This window comes from Luteimonas terricola (genome assembly GCF_004352845.1).
Lineage (GTDB): Bacteria > Pseudomonadota > Gammaproteobacteria > Xanthomonadales > Xanthomonadaceae > Luteimonas > Luteimonas terricola.
This window is the reverse complement of the sequence record NZ_SJRX01000001.1, coordinates 406732-426606: the sequence shown is the minus strand read 5'-3', so window position 1 is coordinate 426606 and position 19875 is coordinate 406732. Positions and strand designations below refer to the sequence as shown.

At 71.8% G+C, this 19875-nt stretch carries 18 protein-coding genes and 1 pseudogene; 15 read left to right on the top strand and 4 right to left on the bottom strand.

Going from position 1 to position 19875, the window contains the following annotated elements; all coding sequences use genetic code 11:
* Positions 1-56: 56 nt before the first annotated feature.
* On the top strand, positions 57-677 hold the full coding sequence (locus E2169_RS01960; protein WP_132984932.1) for a hypothetical protein: 621 nt from the start codon (positions 57-59) through the stop codon (positions 675-677).
* On the opposite strand, the gene E2169_RS01955 is transcribed toward E2169_RS01960, so the two are convergent.
* Positions 678-1859 (bottom strand): BaiN/RdsA family NAD(P)/FAD-dependent oxidoreductase, encoded by a 1182-nt coding sequence (locus E2169_RS01955; protein ID WP_132984931.1) that lies wholly within the window; start codon positions 1857-1859, stop codon positions 678-680.
* A gap of 127 nt (positions 1860-1986) precedes the next feature.
* Between E2169_RS01955 and E2169_RS14175 the strand changes: the two genes are divergently transcribed.
* From E2169_RS14175 to E2169_RS01940, 4 genes are all read left to right on the top strand, one after another.
* On the top strand, positions 1987-2163 hold the full coding sequence (locus E2169_RS14175) for a hypothetical protein (protein WP_165942294.1): 177 nt from the start codon (positions 1987-1989) through the stop codon (positions 2161-2163).
* A gap of 76 nt (positions 2164-2239) precedes the next feature.
* On the top strand, positions 2240-3058 hold the full coding sequence (locus E2169_RS01950; RefSeq protein ID WP_132984930.1) for an SAM-dependent methyltransferase: 819 nt from the start codon (positions 2240-2242) through the stop codon (positions 3056-3058).
* A complete protein-coding gene (locus tag E2169_RS01945) occupies positions 3055-3351 on the top strand; it encodes a hypothetical protein (RefSeq protein ID WP_132984929.1) in 297 nt (98 codons plus the stop codon). The genes E2169_RS01950 and E2169_RS01945 overlap by 4 nt, the downstream gene beginning before the upstream one ends.
* Positions 3352-3360: 9 nt before the next feature.
* On the top strand, positions 3361-5202 hold the full coding sequence (locus E2169_RS01940; protein ID WP_132984928.1) for a sensor domain-containing diguanylate cyclase: 1842 nt from the start codon (positions 3361-3363) through the stop codon (positions 5200-5202).
* Positions 5203-5209: 7 nt separating this feature from the next.
* Here the strand turns inward: E2169_RS01940 and E2169_RS01935 are convergent, their stop codons facing one another.
* From E2169_RS01935 to E2169_RS01925, 3 genes are all read right to left on the bottom strand, one after another.
* Positions 5210-7030 (bottom strand): DEAD/DEAH box helicase, encoded by a 1821-nt coding sequence (locus tag E2169_RS01935; protein ID WP_132984927.1) that lies wholly within the window; start codon positions 7028-7030, stop codon positions 5210-5212.
* A gap of 70 nt (positions 7031-7100) precedes the next feature.
* Positions 7101-7946, bottom strand: a complete 846-nt coding sequence (gene asd / locus E2169_RS01930; protein WP_132984926.1) for an archaetidylserine decarboxylase — start codon at positions 7944-7946, stop codon at positions 7101-7103.
* Positions 7943-8590: an SCO family protein gene (locus tag E2169_RS01925; RefSeq protein ID WP_132984925.1), complete on the bottom strand. Its 648-nt coding sequence runs from the start codon at positions 8588-8590 to the stop codon at positions 7943-7945. Before E2169_RS01925 ends, asd begins: the two co-directional genes overlap by 4 nt.
* A gap of 106 nt (positions 8591-8696) precedes the next feature.
* Here E2169_RS01925 and prmB point away from each other — a divergent pair.
* From prmB to trpA, 10 genes and pseudogenes are all read left to right on the top strand, one after another.
* Positions 8697-9611: pseudogene (gene prmB, locus E2169_RS01920) on the top strand (50S ribosomal protein L3 N(5)-glutamine methyltransferase); the annotation flags it as partial.
* A 166-nt stretch (positions 9612-9777) separates the two neighbouring features.
* Positions 9778-10887, top strand: coding sequence for a chorismate synthase (gene aroC / locus E2169_RS01915; protein ID WP_229659115.1), 1110 nt, complete (start codon positions 9778-9780; stop codon positions 10885-10887).
* Positions 10880-11893: a 2-hydroxyacid dehydrogenase gene (locus E2169_RS01910; protein ID WP_132984922.1), complete on the top strand. Its 1014-nt coding sequence runs from the start codon at positions 10880-10882 to the stop codon at positions 11891-11893. Before aroC ends, E2169_RS01910 begins: the two co-directional genes overlap by 8 nt.
* A gap of 21 nt (positions 11894-11914) precedes the next feature.
* Positions 11915-13216 (top strand): APC family permease, encoded by a 1302-nt coding sequence (locus E2169_RS01905; RefSeq protein WP_165942293.1) that lies wholly within the window; start codon positions 11915-11917, stop codon positions 13214-13216.
* Between the two features lie 70 nt (positions 13217-13286).
* Entirely contained in the window at positions 13287-14303 is a 1017-nt protein-coding gene (locus E2169_RS01900; RefSeq protein WP_132984920.1) for an aspartate-semialdehyde dehydrogenase, read from the top strand.
* A gap of 86 nt (positions 14304-14389) precedes the next feature.
* On the top strand, positions 14390-16261 hold the full coding sequence (locus E2169_RS01895; RefSeq protein WP_229659116.1) for a motility hub landmark protein FimV: 1872 nt from the start codon (positions 14390-14392) through the stop codon (positions 16259-16261).
* Between the two features lie 45 nt (positions 16262-16306).
* Complete coding sequence (gene truA, locus E2169_RS01890; protein ID WP_132984919.1) at positions 16307-17134, top strand: tRNA pseudouridine(38-40) synthase TruA; 828 nt, start codon at positions 16307-16309, stop codon at positions 17132-17134.
* 1 nt (position 17135) lies between these two features.
* Positions 17136-17822, top strand: coding sequence for a phosphoribosylanthranilate isomerase (locus E2169_RS01885; RefSeq protein ID WP_132984918.1), 687 nt, complete (start codon positions 17136-17138; stop codon positions 17820-17822).
* Positions 17819-19033 carry a tryptophan synthase subunit beta gene (gene trpB, locus E2169_RS01880; RefSeq protein WP_132984917.1) on the top strand — a complete coding sequence of 405 codons (1215 nt, stop codon included), beginning with the start codon at positions 17819-17821 and terminating at the stop codon, positions 19031-19033. The genes E2169_RS01885 and trpB overlap by 4 nt, the downstream gene beginning before the upstream one ends.
* Positions 19030-19869, top strand: coding sequence for a tryptophan synthase subunit alpha (trpA, locus tag E2169_RS01875; RefSeq protein WP_132984916.1), 840 nt, complete (start codon positions 19030-19032; stop codon positions 19867-19869). Before trpB ends, trpA begins: the two co-directional genes overlap by 4 nt.
* Positions 19870-19875 lie beyond the last annotated feature (6 nt).

Genomic DNA, 19875 nt, shown 5'->3' with positions numbered 1-19875 from the left:
GAACGCCAGGCGCTTATCATCGGCGGTCGCCCCTCCTCGAATATCCGGACCCCCACTTGGCCCACAGCTCCCGCCGTCCCGTCCTGGCCCTGATCGCTCTCGCCTGCCTGGCAGCCGCGGGCTGCGCGCGCGACGAGGTCGTTTCCGCATCCGGTACCGACCAGCCGCCTGCCACCAGCGCGCCGCCCCCTGCGCCGCGATCCTCGCTTGAGCCCGATACCACCAACGCGCCGATCGAGCGTGCCGCGCCGCCGACGCTGCAGCCGGTCGCGCTTGGCCGCTTCGACGCCGCCGACCGGGTGTCCCGGGCGATGACCGGCGCCCTGCGGATCGAGGACTCCCGCATCACCGGCGACAACGGCGCGGGCTTCCTGACCGAGCGCGTGGCCATCGTCCGCGGTGGCGACGAGTTCACCGCCGGCCAGCGCTATGCCGACGTGATGATGGTCGACGCCGGACGACCGGTCGAACTGCGCCGCGTGCTCGATGAAACCCGCGCCGACGACGGCCAGGCCTTCTGCGGCAGCATGAAGACCGGCTTCCTGGCGCTGGCCAGCTACGAGGAGGCGGGCATCCGCGTGGTCAAGCTGGTTGCCCTGCAGGGCGACGGCATTCCCGCGGCTACCGCGGAAGACACCCAGCTGTGTGCCGCGACGAGTTACGAGGCCGCACCCTGATCAGGCGGCGTTGCCGGCGGCGTGGCCCGATGCCCAGGCCCACTGGAAGTTGTAGCCGCCCAGCCATCCGGTGACGTCGACGACCTCGCCGATGAAGTACAGGCCCAGCACGCTGCGCGACATCAGCGTCGTCGATGACAGGCCGTCGGTGTCGACGCCGCCGAGCGTGACCTCGGCCGTGCGGTAGCCCTCGGTGCCGCTGGCCGCTACCGGCCAGGCCGACAGCGCCGCTGCCGCACGCGCCAGCGCCGGTTCGTCGAACTGCCGCAAGGGCCGGTCGCCAAGCCAGCGCTCGCACAGGCGCTGGGCGAAGCGTCGCGGCATGCGCTCGGCAAGCACCGTGCGCAGTTCGCTGGCGGGCCGCGCGGCCCGCTGTTCGCGCAGGAAGGCGAGGGCGTCCACGCCGGGAAGAAGGTTGATCGCGATCGGTTCGCCCGCGTCCCAGTACGAGGACACCTGCAGGATGGCCGGGCCGCTGAGGCCGCGGTGGGTGACGAGCATGGCATTGCGGAAGGACTGTCCGCCGCTTTCGGCCTCGACCTCGAGGGCCACGCCGCTCAGGCCCTCGAGGCGCTCTGCGTGGGAGCCGGTGAGCACCAGCGGCACCAGTCCGGCGCGCGTGGGCAGCACCGCGTGGCCGAACTGGCGCGCCAGCGCGTAACCCAGGCCGCTGCCACCAAGGCTGGGGATCGACAGGCCGCCGCTGGCCACCACCAGCGACTGCGCCGCGATGCGCCCGCGGGCCGTGTCGATCCGGAATCCTTCGTCTTCGCGCACCACGCCGTGGATCTCGCAGCCCACGTCGACGACGACCCCCGCGTCCGCGCACTCGTCGAGCAGCATGCGGACGATCTGTTTCGAGGAGTCGTCGCAGAACAGCTGGCCGAGCTCCTTCTCGTGCCAGGCGATGCCGTGGCGGTCGACCATGTCGATGAAATCGGCAGGCGCATAGCGCGCCAGCGCCGACTTGCAGAAGTGCGGGTTGGCGGAGACGAAGTTCGCGGGACCGGTGCCGGTGTTGGTGAAGTTGCAGCGGCCACCGCCCGACATCAGGATCTTCTTGCCCGGCTTGTTGGCGCGCTCGACCACGCGCACCTGCCGGCCGCGGCGTCCGGCCGTCAGCGCACACATGAGCCCCGCGGCGCCGGCTCCGATGACCAGCACGTCACAGGCGATCGTCATCGCGACAGGATAGCGCGGCCGTTGCCAGGGGCGCAGCGCCAACCCCGCGCCGAACGTAGAATGCGCTGATGCGAACGTCCCGGCCTGCACCGACCACCGTCATTCCGATCTGCGGCAGTCCCCGCGCATGAGCTGGCTCGGCCTGGTCGCGATCATCATCGGCCTCTACCTGGCGTTCAAGGTCGCCGGCGTGGTGCTGAAGCTGGCGCTTTGGGTCCTGATCGTGGTCGCCGCCTACTGGTGGCTGGCGCCACTGCTGGGCTGGCCGCCGCTCGAGGAGGTCATCCACGTCCTGGGGCCCTGAGCCCCCGGGCTGACGCCCCGGGCGATGTTTGCTAGGCTCGCCCGATCACGGCCTGAATGGCCAAGGGGGCTGGGCAGTGGCTGGAAGTCTTGCCTGTGTCGGTACAGGGATGATGCTGGGCGCGCATATCGGCCCCCGCGCCCGTGCGACCATCGAACAGGCCGAGGTCGTGTTCGCCGCCGTCTCCGATCCCCTGGTCGAACTCTGGCTGCAGCAGATGCACGCCGATGTCCGCAGCCTGCAGCCGCTCTATGCCGAGGGCAAGTCGCGGCACGAGACCTATCGCGAAATGGTCGATGCCATGCTGGCCGAGGTCCGCGCCGGACGCCGCGTGTGCGGCGCGTTCTACGGCCATCCCGGCGTGTTCGCGCTGGTGCCGCACCGTGCCATCGCGCAGGCCCGCAGCGAAGGCTTCGACGCCGTCATGGAGCCCGGCGTTTCCGCCGAGGACTGCCTCTATGCCGATCTCGGCATCGACCCGGGCATGCACGGCTGCCAGCATTTCGAGGCCAGCCAGTTCATGTTCTACCGCCGGAGGGTGGATCCGTCCGCCTGCCTGGTGCTGTGGCAGGTCGCCGTGGCCGGGGATCGCTCCACGACCCGTTTGACTACCGGGCGGGCCTACCGGCAACTGCTGGTGGAGCGCCTGGCCGAGGACTATCCCCTCGACCATCCGGTCACCCTGTACGAAGCCGCCACCCTGCCGATCTCCACGCCGCGCATCGAGGAGTTGCCGCTGTCGGCACTGGCGGATGCGCGGATGGACCTGCAGACCACCCTGGTGGTTCCTCCCGCGGTTCCGCTGCGGCGCGACGAGGCGATGCTCGCACGCATCGCCGCGCTCGATGCCGCGGTGGAATCCACCCCTCCGTTGCAAGGAAGACACGCGACATGACGCAAGCCATCCAGTTCCTCGACGCGATCGGCCGTTCGCCGGCACTCCACGGCGCCCCCGCGGCCTACAACCAGGCCGTGGATTCGCTCGACGCCGTTCCCGAGCTGCGCGATGCGCTCCTGCGCCGCGACGCGGCCGGCCTCGCCGGCCTGCTCGGCGCGCGCCCGAGGATGGTCTGCGCGATCTGCACGCCCGACAGCGACGATGTTCCCCTGCGTTCGCCAGACCGCGAGGACGAGGGTGAAGGCAAAGAGGATCCGGACCGGGAGGATCGCTCGCCGGCCGGCGAGTGAGCGGCAGCGATGGTGCGGGGAGCATTCGCCTTTGTCGTCCTGGCCCTTGCCGCGCTCTGCGCGGCGATGGTGCCGGCGCGCGCCGGGGACGACCCCGCGGCCGCCGACAGGGCCGGGGTCCGCGAGCTGCTGGCCCAGGCTGACGCCTTGCGCAGCGCCGACCGCGTCCGCTTCGAACAGGCGCTGGAGCAGTTGTACGCCCGCCGCGACTCGCTCGACCTGGCGGAGCTGCAGCAGCTCCAGTACCTGCGCGCGTACTGGCTGATCGTGTTCGGCAACGACGTCACCGCGGGCATCGCGCGCGCGCAGTCCCTGTTCCACGAGGCGGCGGACCCGGACCTGCGCTTCCGCGCCGGGTCGCTGGTGGCCAACAGCTTCGCGATCAACCGCGACTTCGCCGAGGGGCTGCGCTTCCTCGAGAAGACGCTGCCGAAGCGCCACGAGGTGGACGACCGCGACATCCGCCACGACGGCACCAACGTGGCGGCGGCGCTGTACAACCAGCTCGGGCAATACACGCTCGCCAAGACCTATGCCGCCGAGACCCTGGCCGATGCGCCGGCGCCGCGCGCGGCCTGCTTCGCCGGCCATTTCAGCCTCGAGGCGCGTCTGCGGCTGGGCCAGTTGGGCGAGGACGACGCAAGCGCGCGGGAGATGCTCGCGAAATGCGAGGCGATCGGGGAGGGTGTCGTCGCCGGCATCATCCGCACCAACCTCGCGCGGCACCTGGCGGCCACCGGCAGGCCGAGCGAGGCGATCACGCTGCTGCAGCAGACCGTCGACAAGGTCACGGCCATCGGCTACCCGTGGCTGGTGGCCGAATACCGGTCGCTGCTGTCGGTGCTGCTGGAGGAGAGCGGCGACATCCAGGGCGCCACGCGCAACGCGGAGGCCGCCGTTGCGCAGGCCGCCGGCATCGACGGCGCCCGGGCCATCGCCGACGCCTACCGCGTGCTGTACGTGATCGCCGAGCGCGCGGGGCGTCCACAGGAAGCGCTGGAGTACTTCCGCAAGTATGCCGAAGCCGACAAGGCCTGGCTCAACGAGGTCAAGACGCGCGAACTGGCGTATCAGATCGTGCGCCAGGAAACGAGCCAGAAGAACCAGCAGATCGAGCTGCTCAACCAGCAGAACGAGCTCCTCCGGCTGCAGCAGCGGGTGCAGGAGCAGGAGGCGACCAACTCGCGGCTGCTGGTGCTGCTCCTGCTGGTGGCGCTGGCCACGATCTGCTACTGGGCCTACAAGACCAAGCGCATGCAGCGCTCGCTGCGCCATCTCGCCGAGAACGACCCGCTGACCGGTGCCCGCAACCGCCACTTCTTCACCCAGCGCGCGAAGCAGCTGTTCACCGCGCCCGGGGACGAGCCGGTGTCGCTGGTGATGTTCGACCTGGACGGCTTCAAGCTCATCAACGACGGCTTCGGGCATGCCACCGGCGACTGGGCGCTGGTGCGGGTGGTCGAGGTCTGCCGCGCGCTGTGCACGCCACGCGACTGCTTCGCGCGCATCGGCGGCGAGGAGTTCGCGATCCTTATCCCCGGCGCCGACATCGCGCGCGCGCGCCACGTCGCCGAGGAGTGCAGGGCGCGGCTGGCGGCGATCGATTCGGCGGAAAGCGGCCACGTGTTCACCGTCACCGCGAGCTTCGGCGTCACCTGCAGCGAGCTGGCCGGGCGCGACCTGACCTCGATGATGTCGCAGGCCGACCGCATGCTCTATCGCGCCAAGCGCGAGGGACGCAACCGCGTCTGCGTGCACGAGCTTCCTCGGGCCGTGGTCGAGGACCTGCCCGAGCGCCTGTCGTCCTCAGGCGCGGACAGCGACGCGCGCAGCAGGGTCGCCGCGGTCTGAAGACCGCCTAGCGCGGCGGTGCCGGCCCCTTGCGGTGCGGCTTGCGCGGCGGGAACGGCTTCTTCTCGAAGGCCTTCTTCACGAACGGCTTGCGGCCCGCCGACTTGCCCCCGCTGGTGTCCGGTGGCTCGCCGTCCACGGTGATCCGCAGCTGCTGGCCCGCGCACCACACGCCCTTGAGGTGGGCCATGGTTTCCGACGGCATGCCCGAGGGCAGGTCGATCAGGCTGTGGTCCTCGAAGATCTCGATGCGGCCGATGTGCTTCGACTCGATGTTGGCCTCGTTGGCGATCGCGCCGACGATGTTGCCCGGCTTCACCCCGTGGTCGTAGCCGACCTCGACGCGGAAGGTCTGCATGCCCGGCGAGGGCGCGCGGGCCACGCGCTCCTTCTTCGGGAAGGCCGGGCGTTCCGGGCGGTCCGGACGGTCGTGGCGCGCCGGGCGCTCACCGCGGTCGCGTTCCTGGCCGAAGGCCGGTGGCGGCCGCTGCTCGCGCCGCGGCGGCTCGAGCAGCAGCGGCACGTCGCCGCGCGCCATCTTCGCCAGCGCCGCGGCCACCTCGACGGCGGGGACGTTGTGCTCGCGCTCGTAGTCCTCGACCAGCGACCGGAACAGTCCCAGTTCGCCGGTGGCCAGGGTCTCGGTGATCGATTGCTTGAACTTGACGATGCGGGCGTCGTTCACGGTCTCCACGCTCGGCAGGTCCATCTGCTCGATCGGCTGCCGCGTGGCGCGCTCGATCGCGCGCAGCAGGTTGCGCTCGCGCGGGGCGATGAACAGGATCGCCTCGCCGCTGCGCCCGGCGCGGCCGGTGCGGCCGATGCGGTGGACATAGCTCTCGGTGTCGTAGGGCACGTCGTAGTTCAGCACGTGGCTGATGCGGTCGACGTCCAGGCCGCGCGCGGCGACGTCGGTCGCCACCAGGATGTCGACCTTGCCGTCTTTCAGCTGGGCGATGGTGCGCTCGCGCTGGGCCTGGGCGATGTCGCCGTTGATCGCGGCCGCGGCGAAACCGCGCGCCTGCAGCTTTTCCGCGAGTTCCTCGGTCGCGATCTTGGTGCGCGTGAACACGATCATGCCGTCGAAGGGCTCGGCCTCGAGGATGCGGGTCAGCGCATCGAGCTTGTTGGTGCCGCTGACCATCCAGTAGCGCTGGCGGATGTTGCGCGCGGTGCTGGTGGCGGACTTGATCGCGACCTCGACCGGGTCGCGCAGGTAGGTCTGTGCGATGCGCCGGATCGGCGGCGGCATGGTCGCCGAAAACAGCGCGACCTGGCGGTTTTCCGGCGTGCGCGCCAGCACCGCTTCGACGTCGTCGATGAAGCCCATGCGCAGCATTTCGTCGGCTTCGTCGAGCACCAGCAGGCGCAGCTCGGAGATGTCCAGCGAACCCTTCTCGAGGTGGTCGATCACCCGCCCCGGGGTGCCGACGATCACCTGCACGCCGCGGCGCAGGGCGGCGAGCTGCGGGCCGTAGCCCTGGCCGCCGTAGATCGGCAGCACCTGGAAGCCGGGCAGGAAGGCGGCGTACTTCTGGAAGGCCTCGGCAACCTGGATCGCGAGCTCGCGGGTCGGTGCCAGCACCAGCACCTGCGGTTTGCGCGCGGCGGGATCCAGGCGAGCCATCGCCGGCAGCGCGAAGGCGGCGGTCTTGCCGGTGCCGGTCTGGGCCTGGCCCAGCACGTCGCGGCCGGCGAGCAGCGGCGGGATGGTGGCCGCCTGGATCGGCGAGGGGGCCTCGTAGCCGACGGCGGCGAGCGCCTGCAGCAGCGGCTGTGGCAGGCCGAGGTCGGTGAACAGCGGACTTGTGGGGGCGTCGGAACTCATTTGCGGCCTTGTGCGGGCCGGGACGGCCATAAGGGGCGCAGATTCTACGCTTCCGCGTGCCCCTGCGGTGTCAGGGCAGTCGCGTGGCCAGGCGCTGGCCCAGTCGGACCGGCGTTTCCGGACCCAGCCCGGCGGCCAGTTCGGCCACTCCGGGCGGGAGCAGCACGATCACGGTGGAGCCGTAGTTGAAGCGCGCCATTTCCTCGAAACGCGCCAGTTCCACCGTGGCCGCCACGTAATCCTTGCTGCTCACGCGGTCGCCGTAGGCGGGGATCTCCTCGCCGCTCCAGACCGTTTCCACGCCTGATACCAGGAGCGCGCCGACCATCACCACGGCCATCGGCCCGAAGTCGGTCGCGAAGTGGCAGACCAGGCGTTCGTTGCGCGCGAACAGGCGCGGCACGTGGGCGACCGCGGCCGGGCCGACGCTGAAGAGCCGCCCGGGGACGTGGACGGTGCGCAGCAGGCGTCCGTTCCAGGGCATGTGCACGCGGTGGTAGTCGCGCGGCGACAGGTAGACGGTCGCGAACAGGCCGTCGTCGTAGGGCGCCGCCGCGGTGGCGTCGGCCAGCAGCTCGGCGGCGCTGAAGGAGCGCCCCTTGGCCTGGAAGATGCGTCCCTCGCGGATCGGACCGCACTGGCTGATGCGTCCGTCGGCCGGCATCAGGATGGCGGTCGCGTCGGGATCGGCCTCGCGCGCGTCCGGGCCCAGGGCGCGGGTGAAGAAGGCGTTGAAGGTGGGATAGGCGGCCGGGTCGGGCTGCGCCGCCTCCGCCAGGTCGACCTGGAAGCGGCGCACCACGGTGTCGATCAGCCAGCGGCTCAGGCGCGGGTTGTCCGAATAGGCGAGGCGACGCGCGGCCGCCGACAGCAACCGGTGCGGCAGCGCCCAGGTCAGTGCGGTGGCCAGGCTCACCGCAGCGCGGCTCCGGTCAGCGCGGTGAGGTCGGCGGCGATCGCCGCCGGGTCCAGCGGCCCCTGCACCACGCCGGCCATGCGGCCCTCGGGATCGAGCAGGGCAAGTGCCGAGGAGTGGTCGATCGTGTACTGGTCGGCGGGCGCACCGTCGCCCAGCGGCACCTTCATGAACACCATCGACAGCGAGCGCGCGAAGGCCTCCAGCGCCGGGATGTCGGCGGTGGCGGCGAGGGTGTCGCGGTGGAAGAAGGCCGCGTATTCGCCGATGCGGTCCGGGCTGTCGCGCTCGGGATCCACGGAGACGAAGAGCACCCGTGGGCGCTGCGCCTCGGGCAGCGGCTCCCACTGCTTCTGCGCCTGCGCGAGTTCGGCCAGCGTGGTCGGGCAGACGTCCGGGCAATGGGTGAACCCGAGGAACACCAGGGTCCAGTGGCCGTGCAGCTCGCCGGGCACCAGCTGGGTGCCGTCGGACTGCTGCAGCGCGAAGGGCGGCAGCTCGCGCGGCTGCGGGAACAGGCGCACGGTCTCGAGCTCGGGGCCGGCCGGCGCGGCGTCGCCCCCGAACCAGCGCTGCGAGGCCACCAGGCCGAGGCCGGCCGCGAGGGCGATCACGAGCACGATCAGGAAGCTGCGGTTGAACATGGTGCCTCGGAGCGTTGGGGGCGCAACATCATAACGGCCGGCGCGCGAGGGCGTGCATTGCTCGCCTATACTGCCGGACCCGGCGACAGCGCCGTGACCGCGCGCCATGACCACCCAACAGCTCCAGACCATCATCGACCTCATCCGCTACGGCGCCAGCCGCTTCAACGCGGCGGGGCTGACCTTCGGCCACAGCTACGACAACGCCCTGGACGAAGCCACCCAGCTCACGCTGCACGCGCTGCACCTGCCGCACGACCTGAACCCGGTCTATGGCCAGGCGCGGGTGACGGAGGCCGAGAAAGAGGACGTGCTGGGATTGTTCATCCGCCGCATCGAGGAGCGCATTCCGGCCGCCTACCTCTGCGCTGAGGCCTGGTTCGCCGGCTTGAGCTTCAAGAGCGACCCGCGCGCGCTGGTGCCGCGCTCGCCGATCGCCGAGCTGATCGAGTCCGGCTTCGAACCCTGGCTGGCCGGCCGCGACGTGCGCCGCGCGCTCGACCTGTGCACCGGTTCGGGCTGCATCGCCATCGCGATGGCGCATTACAACCCCGAGTGGCACGTCGACGGCGTCGACCTCAGCGACGACGCGCTGGCCCTGGCCGCGGAGAACGAGCGCCGGCTGGATGTGCACAACGTCCGTTTCATGAGGTCGGACCTGTTCTCGTCGCTGCAAGGCGAGCATTACGACCTCATCGTCACCAATCCACCCTATGTCACCAACGACGAGACCGACGCGCTGCCGCGCGAGTATTCGCACGAGCCCGAGATGGGCCTGCGCGCGGGCAACGACGGCCTCGACCTGGTGCTGGCGATCCTGCGCGACGCGCCGCTGCACCTGTCCGATGACGGCGTGCTGGTCTGCGAGGTCGGCGAAGCCGAGCGCGCGCTGTCCGCGCTGCTGCCGGAGCTGCCGCTGATGTGGGTGGAGTTCAAGGTCGGGCAGATGGGCGTGTTCGTGGTCGAACGGCACGACCTGGTGACCCACAACGCCCGCATTTCCGCACTGGCCGCGGAGCGCGAAGGCACGCCGGCGCCGGTCGGCAGGACGTCGGGTCGGCCGCCCGCGTCCGAGGTGGCCGGCGACGGAACCGCTCCAGTCCGCGATGCAGGCGACACGCGGGGCGACGAGCCGGGCACCCTGTTCTGATGCGGCCGCCCGCGGACCAGTCACGTCGGACGCGGCGGTGAACACCTTCGGGCAGCTGCTGCGCGTCACCACCTTCGGCGAATCGCACGGGCCCGCCATCGGCTGCGTGGTCGACGGCTGCCCGCCGGGCATCGCCCTGGCCAGCGGTGACTTCGTGGACGACCTCGCGCGCCGGGCCACCGGGCGCACGCGGCACACCTCGGCGCGACGCGAGGAGGATGCGGTCGAGATCCTCTCCGGCGTGTACGAGGGCGTGACCACCGGGACGCCGGTGGCACTGCTGGTCCGCAATACCGATGCGCGCAGCAGGGATTACGCCGCGATCGCCGCGCAGTTCCGCCCCGGCCACGCCGACTACACCTACTGGCAGAAGTACGGCATCCGCGATCCGCGCGGTGGCGGCCGCAGTTCGGCGCGCGAGACCACGATGCGGGTGGCGGCCGCGGTGATCGCGAAGAAGTGGCTGGCCGACCGCCACGGCGTACGCGTGCGCGGGCACCTGGCGCAGCTGGGCGGCATCACCCCGCGCGGCCACGACTGGAACGCGGTCGAAGACAACCCGTTCTTCTGGCCTGACGCCGCCCAGGTGCCCGAACTCGAGGCGTACATGGATGCGCTGCGCAAGTCCGGCGACTCGGTCGGCGCGCGCGTGACCGTGGTCGCGGACGGCGTGCCGCCGGGCTGGGGCGAACCCGTCTACGGCAAGCTCGACGCGGGGCTGGCGGCGGCGATGATGTCGATCAACGCGGTCAAGGGCGTGGAGATCGGCGACGGATTCGCGTCCGTCGCGCAGAAGGGCAGCGAACACCGCGATGCGATGGCGCCGGAAGGCTTCCTGGCCAACCACGCCGGTGGCGTGCTGGGGGGCATCAGCAGCGGCCAGCAGCTCGTGTGTTCGGTCGCGTTCAAGCCGACCTCCAGCCTGCGCCTGCCGGTGGCCGGGGTGGATGTCGAAGGCCGGGTGGTGGACATCGTCACCACCGGACGCCACGACCCCTGCGTCGGCATCCGCGCGACCCCGATCTGCGAGGCGATGATGGCGCTGGAGCTGATGGACCAGGCGCTGCGGCACCGGGCGCAGTGTGGCGACGTCGGCGAGGTGTCGCCGCGCATCCCGCCGTCGGCCGGAGGGTCCGTCGATGGCTGAGTCCAGGCCGAAGGTGTGGGTCTCGCAGCCGCTGTACGAAGACCTCGAGGCGCGGCTGGAGCAGTGGTTCGACGTCACGCGCACGGCGCAGGTCACCGACCACGCGCCGGCCGCGATCGCGGCGGCACTGGCCGATGCCGACGGCGCCCTGGTCACGCTCAACGACCGCATCGGCGCGGCGGAGATCGCCGGCGCGCCGCGGCTGCGTGCCGTGGCCAATGTCGGCGTCGGCTACAACAACCTCGACGTGGCGGCGCTGGCCGCGCGCGGCATCGTCGCCACCAACACCCCCGGCGTGCTCACCGAAACCACCGCCGACTTCGGCTTCGCGCTGATGATGGCCGCGGCGCGGCGGATCACCGAAGCAGAACACTGGCTGCGCGACGGCCGCTGGCAGGGCTGGGGTTTCCACCAGATGCTGGGCGCGGAGATCCACGGCAGTACGCTGGGCATCCTGGGCATGGGGCGGATCGGGCAGGGCATCGCCCGGCGCGCGCGCGGCTTCGGCATGCGCGTGCTGTACCACAACCGCAGCCGGCTGCCGGACGCGGTCGAGCGCGACTGCGCCGCGACCTGGGTCGCGCGCGAGTCCCTGCTCGCGGAATCCGACCACCTGGTGCTGGTGCTGCCGTACACCGCGGCCAACCACCATGTGATCGACGCCGTCGCGCTGGCAAGGATGAAGCCCGGTGCCACGCTGACCAACATCGCCCGCGGTGGCCTCGTCGACGAGGGCGCGCTGGCCGACGCGCTGCAGGCAGGCCGCCTGGCCGCGGCCGGCCTGGACGTGTTCGAGGGCGAGCCGGCGGTCGATCCGCGGCTCACCGCCTGCCGCAACGTGGTGCTGACGCCGCACATCGCCAGCGCCAGCCTGCCCACGCGACGGGCGATGGTGTCGCTGGCGGTGGACAACCTGGTGGCGGCGATGGGCCAGGGGCCCGATGCGGGCCGGCCATCCGATCCCGTCACGCCACAGACGGGCGGGAAGGCCGTACCGCTGCAATGATCGATGGCGGCGCGCCCCGGCGTGGCTGACGATCCCCGCACCGGGGAAGGCCTGGTCCGCGGCATCGGCCGCGCCAGCATGGTCGCGCTCTTCATCAACGCCGTGGTCGGCGCCGGCATCTTCGGCCTGCCGTCGCGCGTGCACGCGCTGCTCGGCCCCTGGGCGCTGCTGGCCTATCTTGCGTGCGCACTGCTGGTGCTGCTGGTGGTGCTGTGCTTCGCCGAGGTCGGCAGCCGCTTCGAGCGTACCGGCGGGCCCTATCTGTACGCACGCGAGGCCTTCGGCCCGGTGGCCGGCTTCCAGGTCGGCTGGCTGGTCTGGCTGACCCGGGTCACCGCGTTCGCGGCGCTGTGCAACCTGCTGCTCGACTACCTCGCGTACTTCTGGCCCGCGGCAGCGTCGCCGGCGTGGCGGCCGGTGCTGGTGTCGGCGGTGGTGGCGATCATCGTCGCGGTGAACATCCGCGGCGTGCGGCCGGCCGCGATCGTCGCCAACGTCTTCACCGTCGGCAAGCTGGTGCCGCTGCTGCTGTTCGTGGGCGTCGGCCTGTGGTTCGTGGAGCCGGCGCGGCTGGTGCCCGGCGATGCTCCCGGAGTGGGCGACTTCTCCGCTGGCATGCTGCTGCTGGTGTTCGCATTCACCGGCTTCGAGACCGCGACCGTGCCCGCGGGCGAAGTGCGCGACCCGCGGCGCACGCTGCCGTTCGCGATCCTCGCTGCGCTCGCGGTGATCGTGCCGCTGTACGTGCTGGTGCAGGTGGTGAGCATCGGCACGCTGCCCGGGCTGGCGACGTCGACGCGGCCGCTGGCCGACGCCGCCGGGAGCTTCGCCGGCACGCTCGGCGCCAGCGTGGTGGTGGTCGGTGCGCTGGTGTCCATCGCCGGCACGCTCAACGGGCTGGTACTGGCGGCGCCGCGGCTGCTGTTCGCGATGGCCGGCAACGGGGAGCTGCCCGCGTTGTTCGCGCGCACCCATCCGCGCCACCACACCCCGCACGTGGCGATCATGCTGACCGGGCTGGCGATGCTGGTGATGACGCTGTCGGGCTCGTTCCTGTCGGCGGTGGCCATCAGCACGCTCACCCGGCTGCTGGCGTATGCCGCGACCTGCGCCGCGGTGCCGGTGCTGCGCCGGCGCGCGGACGTGGCGCCGGCGCTGTTCCGGGCTCCGGGCGGCATGGCCACCGTGATCGTGGCCCTGGCCGTGATCGCCTGGCTGCTGGCGCAGGGCAGCGCGCGCGAGCTGCGCGACGTCGCGATCGCGATGGCGCTGGGCTTCGCGCTGCTGTGGTTGGGGCGCCGCCGCAGTCGGGCGCTGGCGTAGCGGCAGGGTCGCGAAGGGCGCACTATGACCGGCTGCGCGGCGTGGCCGTGCGACAGCAGACGGAGGCCCCATGGGCAAGCAATACACGGTGGCCGTGGTCGGCGCGACCGGCGCGGTGGGCGAGGCGATGCTTTCCATCCTCGCCGAACGCAAGTTCCCGGTTCGCGAAGTGGTGGCGCTGGCCAGTGCGCGCTCGGCGGGCGGGGTCGTGGCCTTCGGCGACGACGAGGTCACGGTGCGCGACCTGGCGTCCTTCGACCCGGCGGGCGTGGACATCGCGCTGTTCGCCGCGGGCGGCGCGGTCTCCAGGGAGTACGCGCCGAAGTTCGCCGCCGCCGGCGCGGTGGTGATCGACAACTCCTCGGCCTTCCGCCAGGACGACGACGTGCCGCTGGTGGTGAGCGAGGTCAACCCGGACGCGGCGAGGGACCGCCCGCGGGGCATCATCGCCAATCCCAACTGCTCGACCATGCAGATGGTGGTGGCGCTGGCGCCGATCCACCGCGCGGTGGGCATCGAGCGCATCAACGTCGCCACCTACCAGTCGGTCTCCGGCGGCGGCCGCCCGGCGCTGGAGGAGCTCGGCCGGCAGACCGCCTCGCTGCTGCGCTTCCAGGGCGCGGAGCCGAAGCATTTCCCGGTGCAGATCGCTTTCAACGTGATCCCGCACATCGACGAGTTCATGGACAACGGCTTCACCCGCGAGGAAATGAAGCTGGTCTGGGAGACGCGGAAGATCCTCGGCGATCCATCCATCCAGGTGAACCCCACGGCGGTGCGGGTGCCGGTGTTCTACGGCCATGCCGAGGCCGTGCACATCGAAACCCGCGACAAGATCACCGCCGCGCAGGCGCGTGCGCTGCTCGAGGCGGCGCCGGGGGTGGACGTGGTCGACGAGCGCGCCGGTGGCGGCTATCCGACGCCGGTGACGCATGCATCGGGCAAGGACGCCGTGTTCGTCGGGCGCATCCGCGAAGACCTCTCGCATCCGCGCGGGCTGGACCTGTGGGTGGTGGCGGACAACATCCGCAAGGGCGCGGCCCTGAACGCGGTGCAGGTCGCGGAACTGGTGATCGGCGAGCGCTGATGCGTGTCGTCGCGTTGCCAGACAAGGCCCCGGGCCGCTAGAGTCCACGCGATGCAACGGGGGAACGAGTGACCACGACACCGCGTTTGAAGCGAGCGATCCGCTGGGCGGCCATGTGCGGCCTGCTGCTGGTGCTGTTCGCGGGCCAGGCGCTGGCACTGGGCCTGGGCCGGATCGAGGTCAAGTCGCGCGCCGGCGAGCCGCTGCTGGCCGAGATCCAGGTCATTTCCAATGATCCGGCCGAACTCGACGCCCTGCGCGCGCGCCTGGCCGCCCCGGAGACGTTCCGCCGGATCGGCCTGCCGGCACCCGATGCCACCGTGTCGGGGCTCGAGTTCACCGTGGCCCTGGATGTCCGCGGCAACCCGGTGATCCGGGTCACCACGCGCGACCCCGTCACCCAGCCCACGCTCACCTTCCTGGTCGAGGTCGACTGGGGGCAGGGGCGCCTGGTGCGCGAGTATTCGGCCCTGGTCGATACGCCGCAGACGGTGTCGGCCCCGGCGCAGCCGGCCATCGCGGCGCCGGTCGCGACGCCTTCGGACACGATCGTGCGTGCGCCCGAATCCGTCGGTGCCACCGGCGACAGTGAACCGGTCGCGGCGGAAGCGGCCGGCGACCAGGCCATCGCAGCGGAAGATGCGCTTGCCGCGGCCGAGGCCGATGAGTCGCCGGAGACCGCCGCGCCGCCTCCCGCACCGGTTCCGGCACCGATGCCCGCGGCGCCGACCCCGGCTCCGCCCGCGTCGGCACAGGCCAGCGAGTACGGGCCGGTACAGGCCGGGGAGACGCTGGGCGCGATCGCGCAGGAGCTGGTCGGCGACGGCATCAGCCGCGAACAGGCGATCGTGGCCCTGTTCCGCGCCAATCCCCAGGCCTTCATCGCCAACAACCTGAACCTGGTACGCCAGGGCGCGGTGCTGCGCATTCCGGACCGGAGCGAAATCGCCGGTCTCGACCTGCGCGAATCCCGCGCGCTGATGCGCGAGCAGATCGCCGCATGGCGCGACATGACGCGGGCGGCACCGCAGCCCGACACCGCGACCGCGGCCGGCGAGGGTGCCGCCGGACAGGCAGCCGATGCCACCGGCGATGGTGGTCCGCAACCGGACCCGGCGCCACGGACCGCGGATGCGCGCCTTGAAATCGTGCCGCCATCGGCCGCGGGCGGACAGCAGGCAGGCATACGATCCGGCATCCAGGCCGGTGGCGAGGGCGAGATGCTGCGACAGGACATGCAACAGGAACTGCACCAGAACCAGGAAACCCTGGCCGCGCGCGAGGCCGAGGTGGCCGAGCTCAAGGCCCGCGTGGCCGATCTCGAGCGCCTGCAGGCCCAGCAGGCGCAGCTGATCCAGATGAAGGACAGCGAGATGGCCGCGGTGCAGGAGCGGCTGGCGACCACCTCCGAGGACGCGCCCGCGCCGGCGGCGGCCGATACGGCCCAGGCTGGCGGCCTGCCGTGGCTGTGGATCGGCCTCGGCCTGCTGGTGGTGGTGGCCGTGGCCTGGCTGCTTGCACGCCGCGCGCCCAAGGCGTCCCCGCGACCGCGCTTCGATTCCGCCACGCTGGCCGCCGCGGCGCCGCTGCCGCGCCGTGACACCGGTGCGGATGACGCGCCCGCAAGCGCCGCAGCGGCTTCGACGACCGCTGTCGCGCCCAAAACGCCGACCTGGCACGCGGATGCGCCGATCGCGCCCACGGCGACAGCCACGGCCGTCGTCGCGGAGCCGGCCGCGCCGTCCCCGGCGCCGGAAGAGGATCGGGACGCGGTGGACGCCGCGGTGATCGCCTCGCTCAACCCCGCGCCGGGCGGCGCCGAGCGCATCGAACTGGCGCGCGCCTATATCGACCTGGGTGACATCGACACCGCGCGCGACCTGCTGCGCGAGGTTGTCGGCGCCGGCGAGCCCGCCGCCCGTGCCGAAGCTTCGCGCCTGCTGGACGGGATCGCCTGACGTCGTCGCCGCGGCCCGTCCGCGGCGCGGCAGTCCCTTGACGCCATGCGCTACGCCCTGGGCATCGAATACGACGGCAGCGCTTTCCACGGCTGGCAGCGCCTGACCCGGGCGGGCGTGGAGAGTGCGGACACGCTGCAGGGAACGCTGGAAGCCGCGCTGTCCAGGATCGCGGACGCGCCGGTGGCGACCACCTGCGCAGGCCGCACCGACGCCGGCGTGCACGCACGCTGCAACGTCGTGCACTTCGACAGTGATGCCGGGCGCAATCCGCGCAACTGGATGCTGGGCACCACCTCGCTGCTGCCGCCGGCAATGGCGGTGCGCTGGTGCCGCGAAGTCGGCGACGATTTCAACGCGCGCTTCTCCGCGCGCGCGCGGCGCTATCGCTACAGCATCCTCAACCGCCCGGTGCGCCCGGCGCTGGGCCACCAGTACCTGGCCTGGACCCGCAGGCCGCTGGATGCGGAGGCGATGCACCGCGCGGCCCGGGCCCTGGTCGGCGAGTTCGATTTCACCTCGTTCCGCACGGTGCACTGCCAGGCGCCGCACGCCCGCCGAGACCTGCAGGCGATCAGCGTCGTCCGCGAGGGCGACGTGCTCGTGGTCGAGGTCCAGGCCAACGCGTTCCTGCATCATATGGTCCGGAACATCGTTGGTTCGCTGCTCGAGGTGGGCGAGGGATCCCGTCCGGAGGACTGGATCGCGGAGGTGCTGGAAGCGCGCGACCGCACCCGGGCCGGTCCCACCGCACCGGCGGGCGGGCTGGTGTTCCTCGGGCCGCTGTACCCGATCGACTGCGGCCTTCCCGAGGAGGTCGTGCTGGCTGGCGCCGGCCATGCGTCCCCACCCCTTCCCCTGCCACGCCCCTGACATGCCCCGCACCCTGTTCCGCACCCGCATCAAGTTCTGCGGCCTGACCCGTCCCGGCGACGTCCGCCTTGCCGGCGAGCTCGGCGTCGACGCCGTCGGCTTTGTCTTCGCCCACGGCAGCCCGCGCCGCATCCATGTCGCCGAAGCGCGTGCGCTGTGCAAGGCGCTGGCGCCGCTGCTGGATGCGGTGGCCGTGTTCCGCAACAACAGCGCCGACGAGGTGCGCGAGGTGGTGAAGCACGTCCGGCCCAGCCTGCTGCAGTTCCACGGCGACGAAGACGACGCCTTCTGCCGCCGCTTCGACGTGCCGTGGATCAAGGCGGTGGGCATGGGCGGCGACCTGCCCGCCAGTGGCCCCGCGCTGATGGCGGCCTTCCCCGGTGCGTCGGCCTTCCTCTTCGACAGCCACGGCGGTGGGCACGATGGCGGCAGCGGGCGCCGGTTCGACTGGTCCGCGATGCCTGCCGGCCTGACCCGACCCCACCTGCTGTCGGGCGGCCTGTCGCCGGCCAACGTGCACGATGCCGTAGCCGCCACCATGCCCTGGGGCGTGGACGTGAGCAGCGGCATCGAAGCCGCGCCCGGCCAGAAGGACGGCGACCTGATGCGTGCCTTCGTGACCGAGGTGCGCCGCGCCGACTGTCGCGCGGACGATGACAAGACAACACACGGAGAAGGTGCGCGATGAGCGACATGCCCGACGATTTCCACGCGTTTCCCGATGCCGGCGGCCACTTCGGCCGCCACGGGGGCCGCTTCGTGGCCGAGACCCTGGCCGGACCGCTGCAGGAGCTGGCCGCCGCCTACGACGCCGCGCGCGCGGATCCCGCCTTCGTCGCCGCCTTCGAGGCCGACCTGGCCGATTACGTCGGCCGGCCGAGTCCGATCTACGAAGCCGTGGGCCTGACCCGCCACGTCGGCGGCGCGCGCATCCTGCTCAAGCGCGAGGACCTGAACCACACCGGCGCGCACAAGATCAACAACACCATCGGCCAGGCGCTGCTTGCCAGCCGCATGGGCAAGACCCGGATCATCGCCGAGACCGGCGCCGGCCAGCACGGCGTGGCCTCGGCCACCGTCGCCGCACGCCTGGGCCTGGAGTGCGTGGTCTACATGGGTGCGACCGACATCGAGCGCCAGATGATCAACGTCTACCGCATGAAGCTGCTCGGTGCCTCGGTGGTGCCGGTGACCAGCGGCTCGGCCACGCTCAAGGACGCGCTCAACGAGGCGATGCGCGACTGGGTCACCAATGTCGCCGACACCTTCTACATCATCGGCACCGTTGCCGGCCCCGATCCGTATCCACGGATGGTGCGCGACTTCAACGCCGTGGTCGGCAAAGAGGCGCGCACGCAGATGCTCGCGCGCCACGGCCGGCTGCCCGATGTCGTCACCGCGTGCGTGGGCGGCGGGAGCAATGCCATCGGCATCTTCCACGCCTTCCTCAACGACCGCAGCGTGCGCCTGGTCGGCGCCGAGGCGGCGGGCGAGGGCATCGCCAGCGGCCGGCACGCGGCGTCGATCTCGGCCGGGCGCGTGGGCGTGCTGCACGGCAACCGCACCTACGTGCTGTGCGACGACGACGGCCAGGTGACCGAAACGCATTCGGTGTCCGCGGGCCTGGATTATCCCGGCGTCGGCCCCGAGCACGCCTTCCTCGCCGACACCGGCCGCGCGCAGTACGTCGGCGTCAGCGACGACGAGGCACTGCAGGCCTTCCACCTGCTGGCGAAAACCGAGGGCATCCTCGCCGCGCTCGAGTCCAGCCACGCGGTGGCGCAGGCGATCAAGCTCGCGCGCGACCTGCCGAAGGACGCGCTGGTGCTCTGCAACCTGTCCGGGCGCGGCGACAAGGACGTACACACCATTGCCGCGCGCGAAGGAGTGGAGGTATGAGCACCGTCGCGGTCGCGCCGCGCATCGCGCGCCGTTTTGCCGCCCTGCGCGCCGCAGGGCGCAAGGCGCTGGTGCCCTTCATCACCGCCGGCGACCCCGGGCTGGAAGACACCGTTCCGGTGATGCACGCCATGGTCGAGGCCGGCGCCGACGCGATCGAACTCGGTGTGCCGTTCTCGGACCCCATGGCCGACGGTCCCACCATCCAGCGCAGCTCGGAACGGGCGCTTGCGCGCGGCGCCGGCATGGCCTGGGTGCTGGAGCGGGTGCGCGAGTTCCGCCAGCGCGACGACGACACCCCGGTGACCCTGATGGGCTATCTGAACCCGGTCGAGATCCGCGGCGCCGAAGCCTTCGGCGCTGCCGCGGCCGCGGCCGGCGTGGACGGCGTGCTGCTGGTGGACCTGCCGCCCGAAGAGGCCACGGAGTTCCGCAAGGCCTTTTCGGCCCACGGCGTGGCCCTGGTGCTGCTGGCCTCGCCCACGACCGGCCCGGAGCGGGTGGAGATGCTCTGCTCGCTGGCACAGGGCTATCTGTACTACGTCAGCTTCGCCGGCGTGACCGGCGACTCGGCGCGTCTGGACGCCGGCGCCGCGACCGCACAGCTGCGCGCCCTGCGCGCCCGCAGCCCGGTGCCGGTGGTGGCCGGCTTCGGCATCCACGACGCCGCCAGCGCCGCCGCCATGGCCGTGGACGCCGACGGCGTTGTGGTCGGCAGCGCCCTGGTCAAGGCGATGGCTGTCGCGGGAAGCGGCCAGGCCGCCGCTGCGGCCGCCGGTTTCCTGGCGCCGCTGCGCAGCGCGCTGGATGCCGGTCCCGGCGGGGCAGTGGGCTAAACTCCC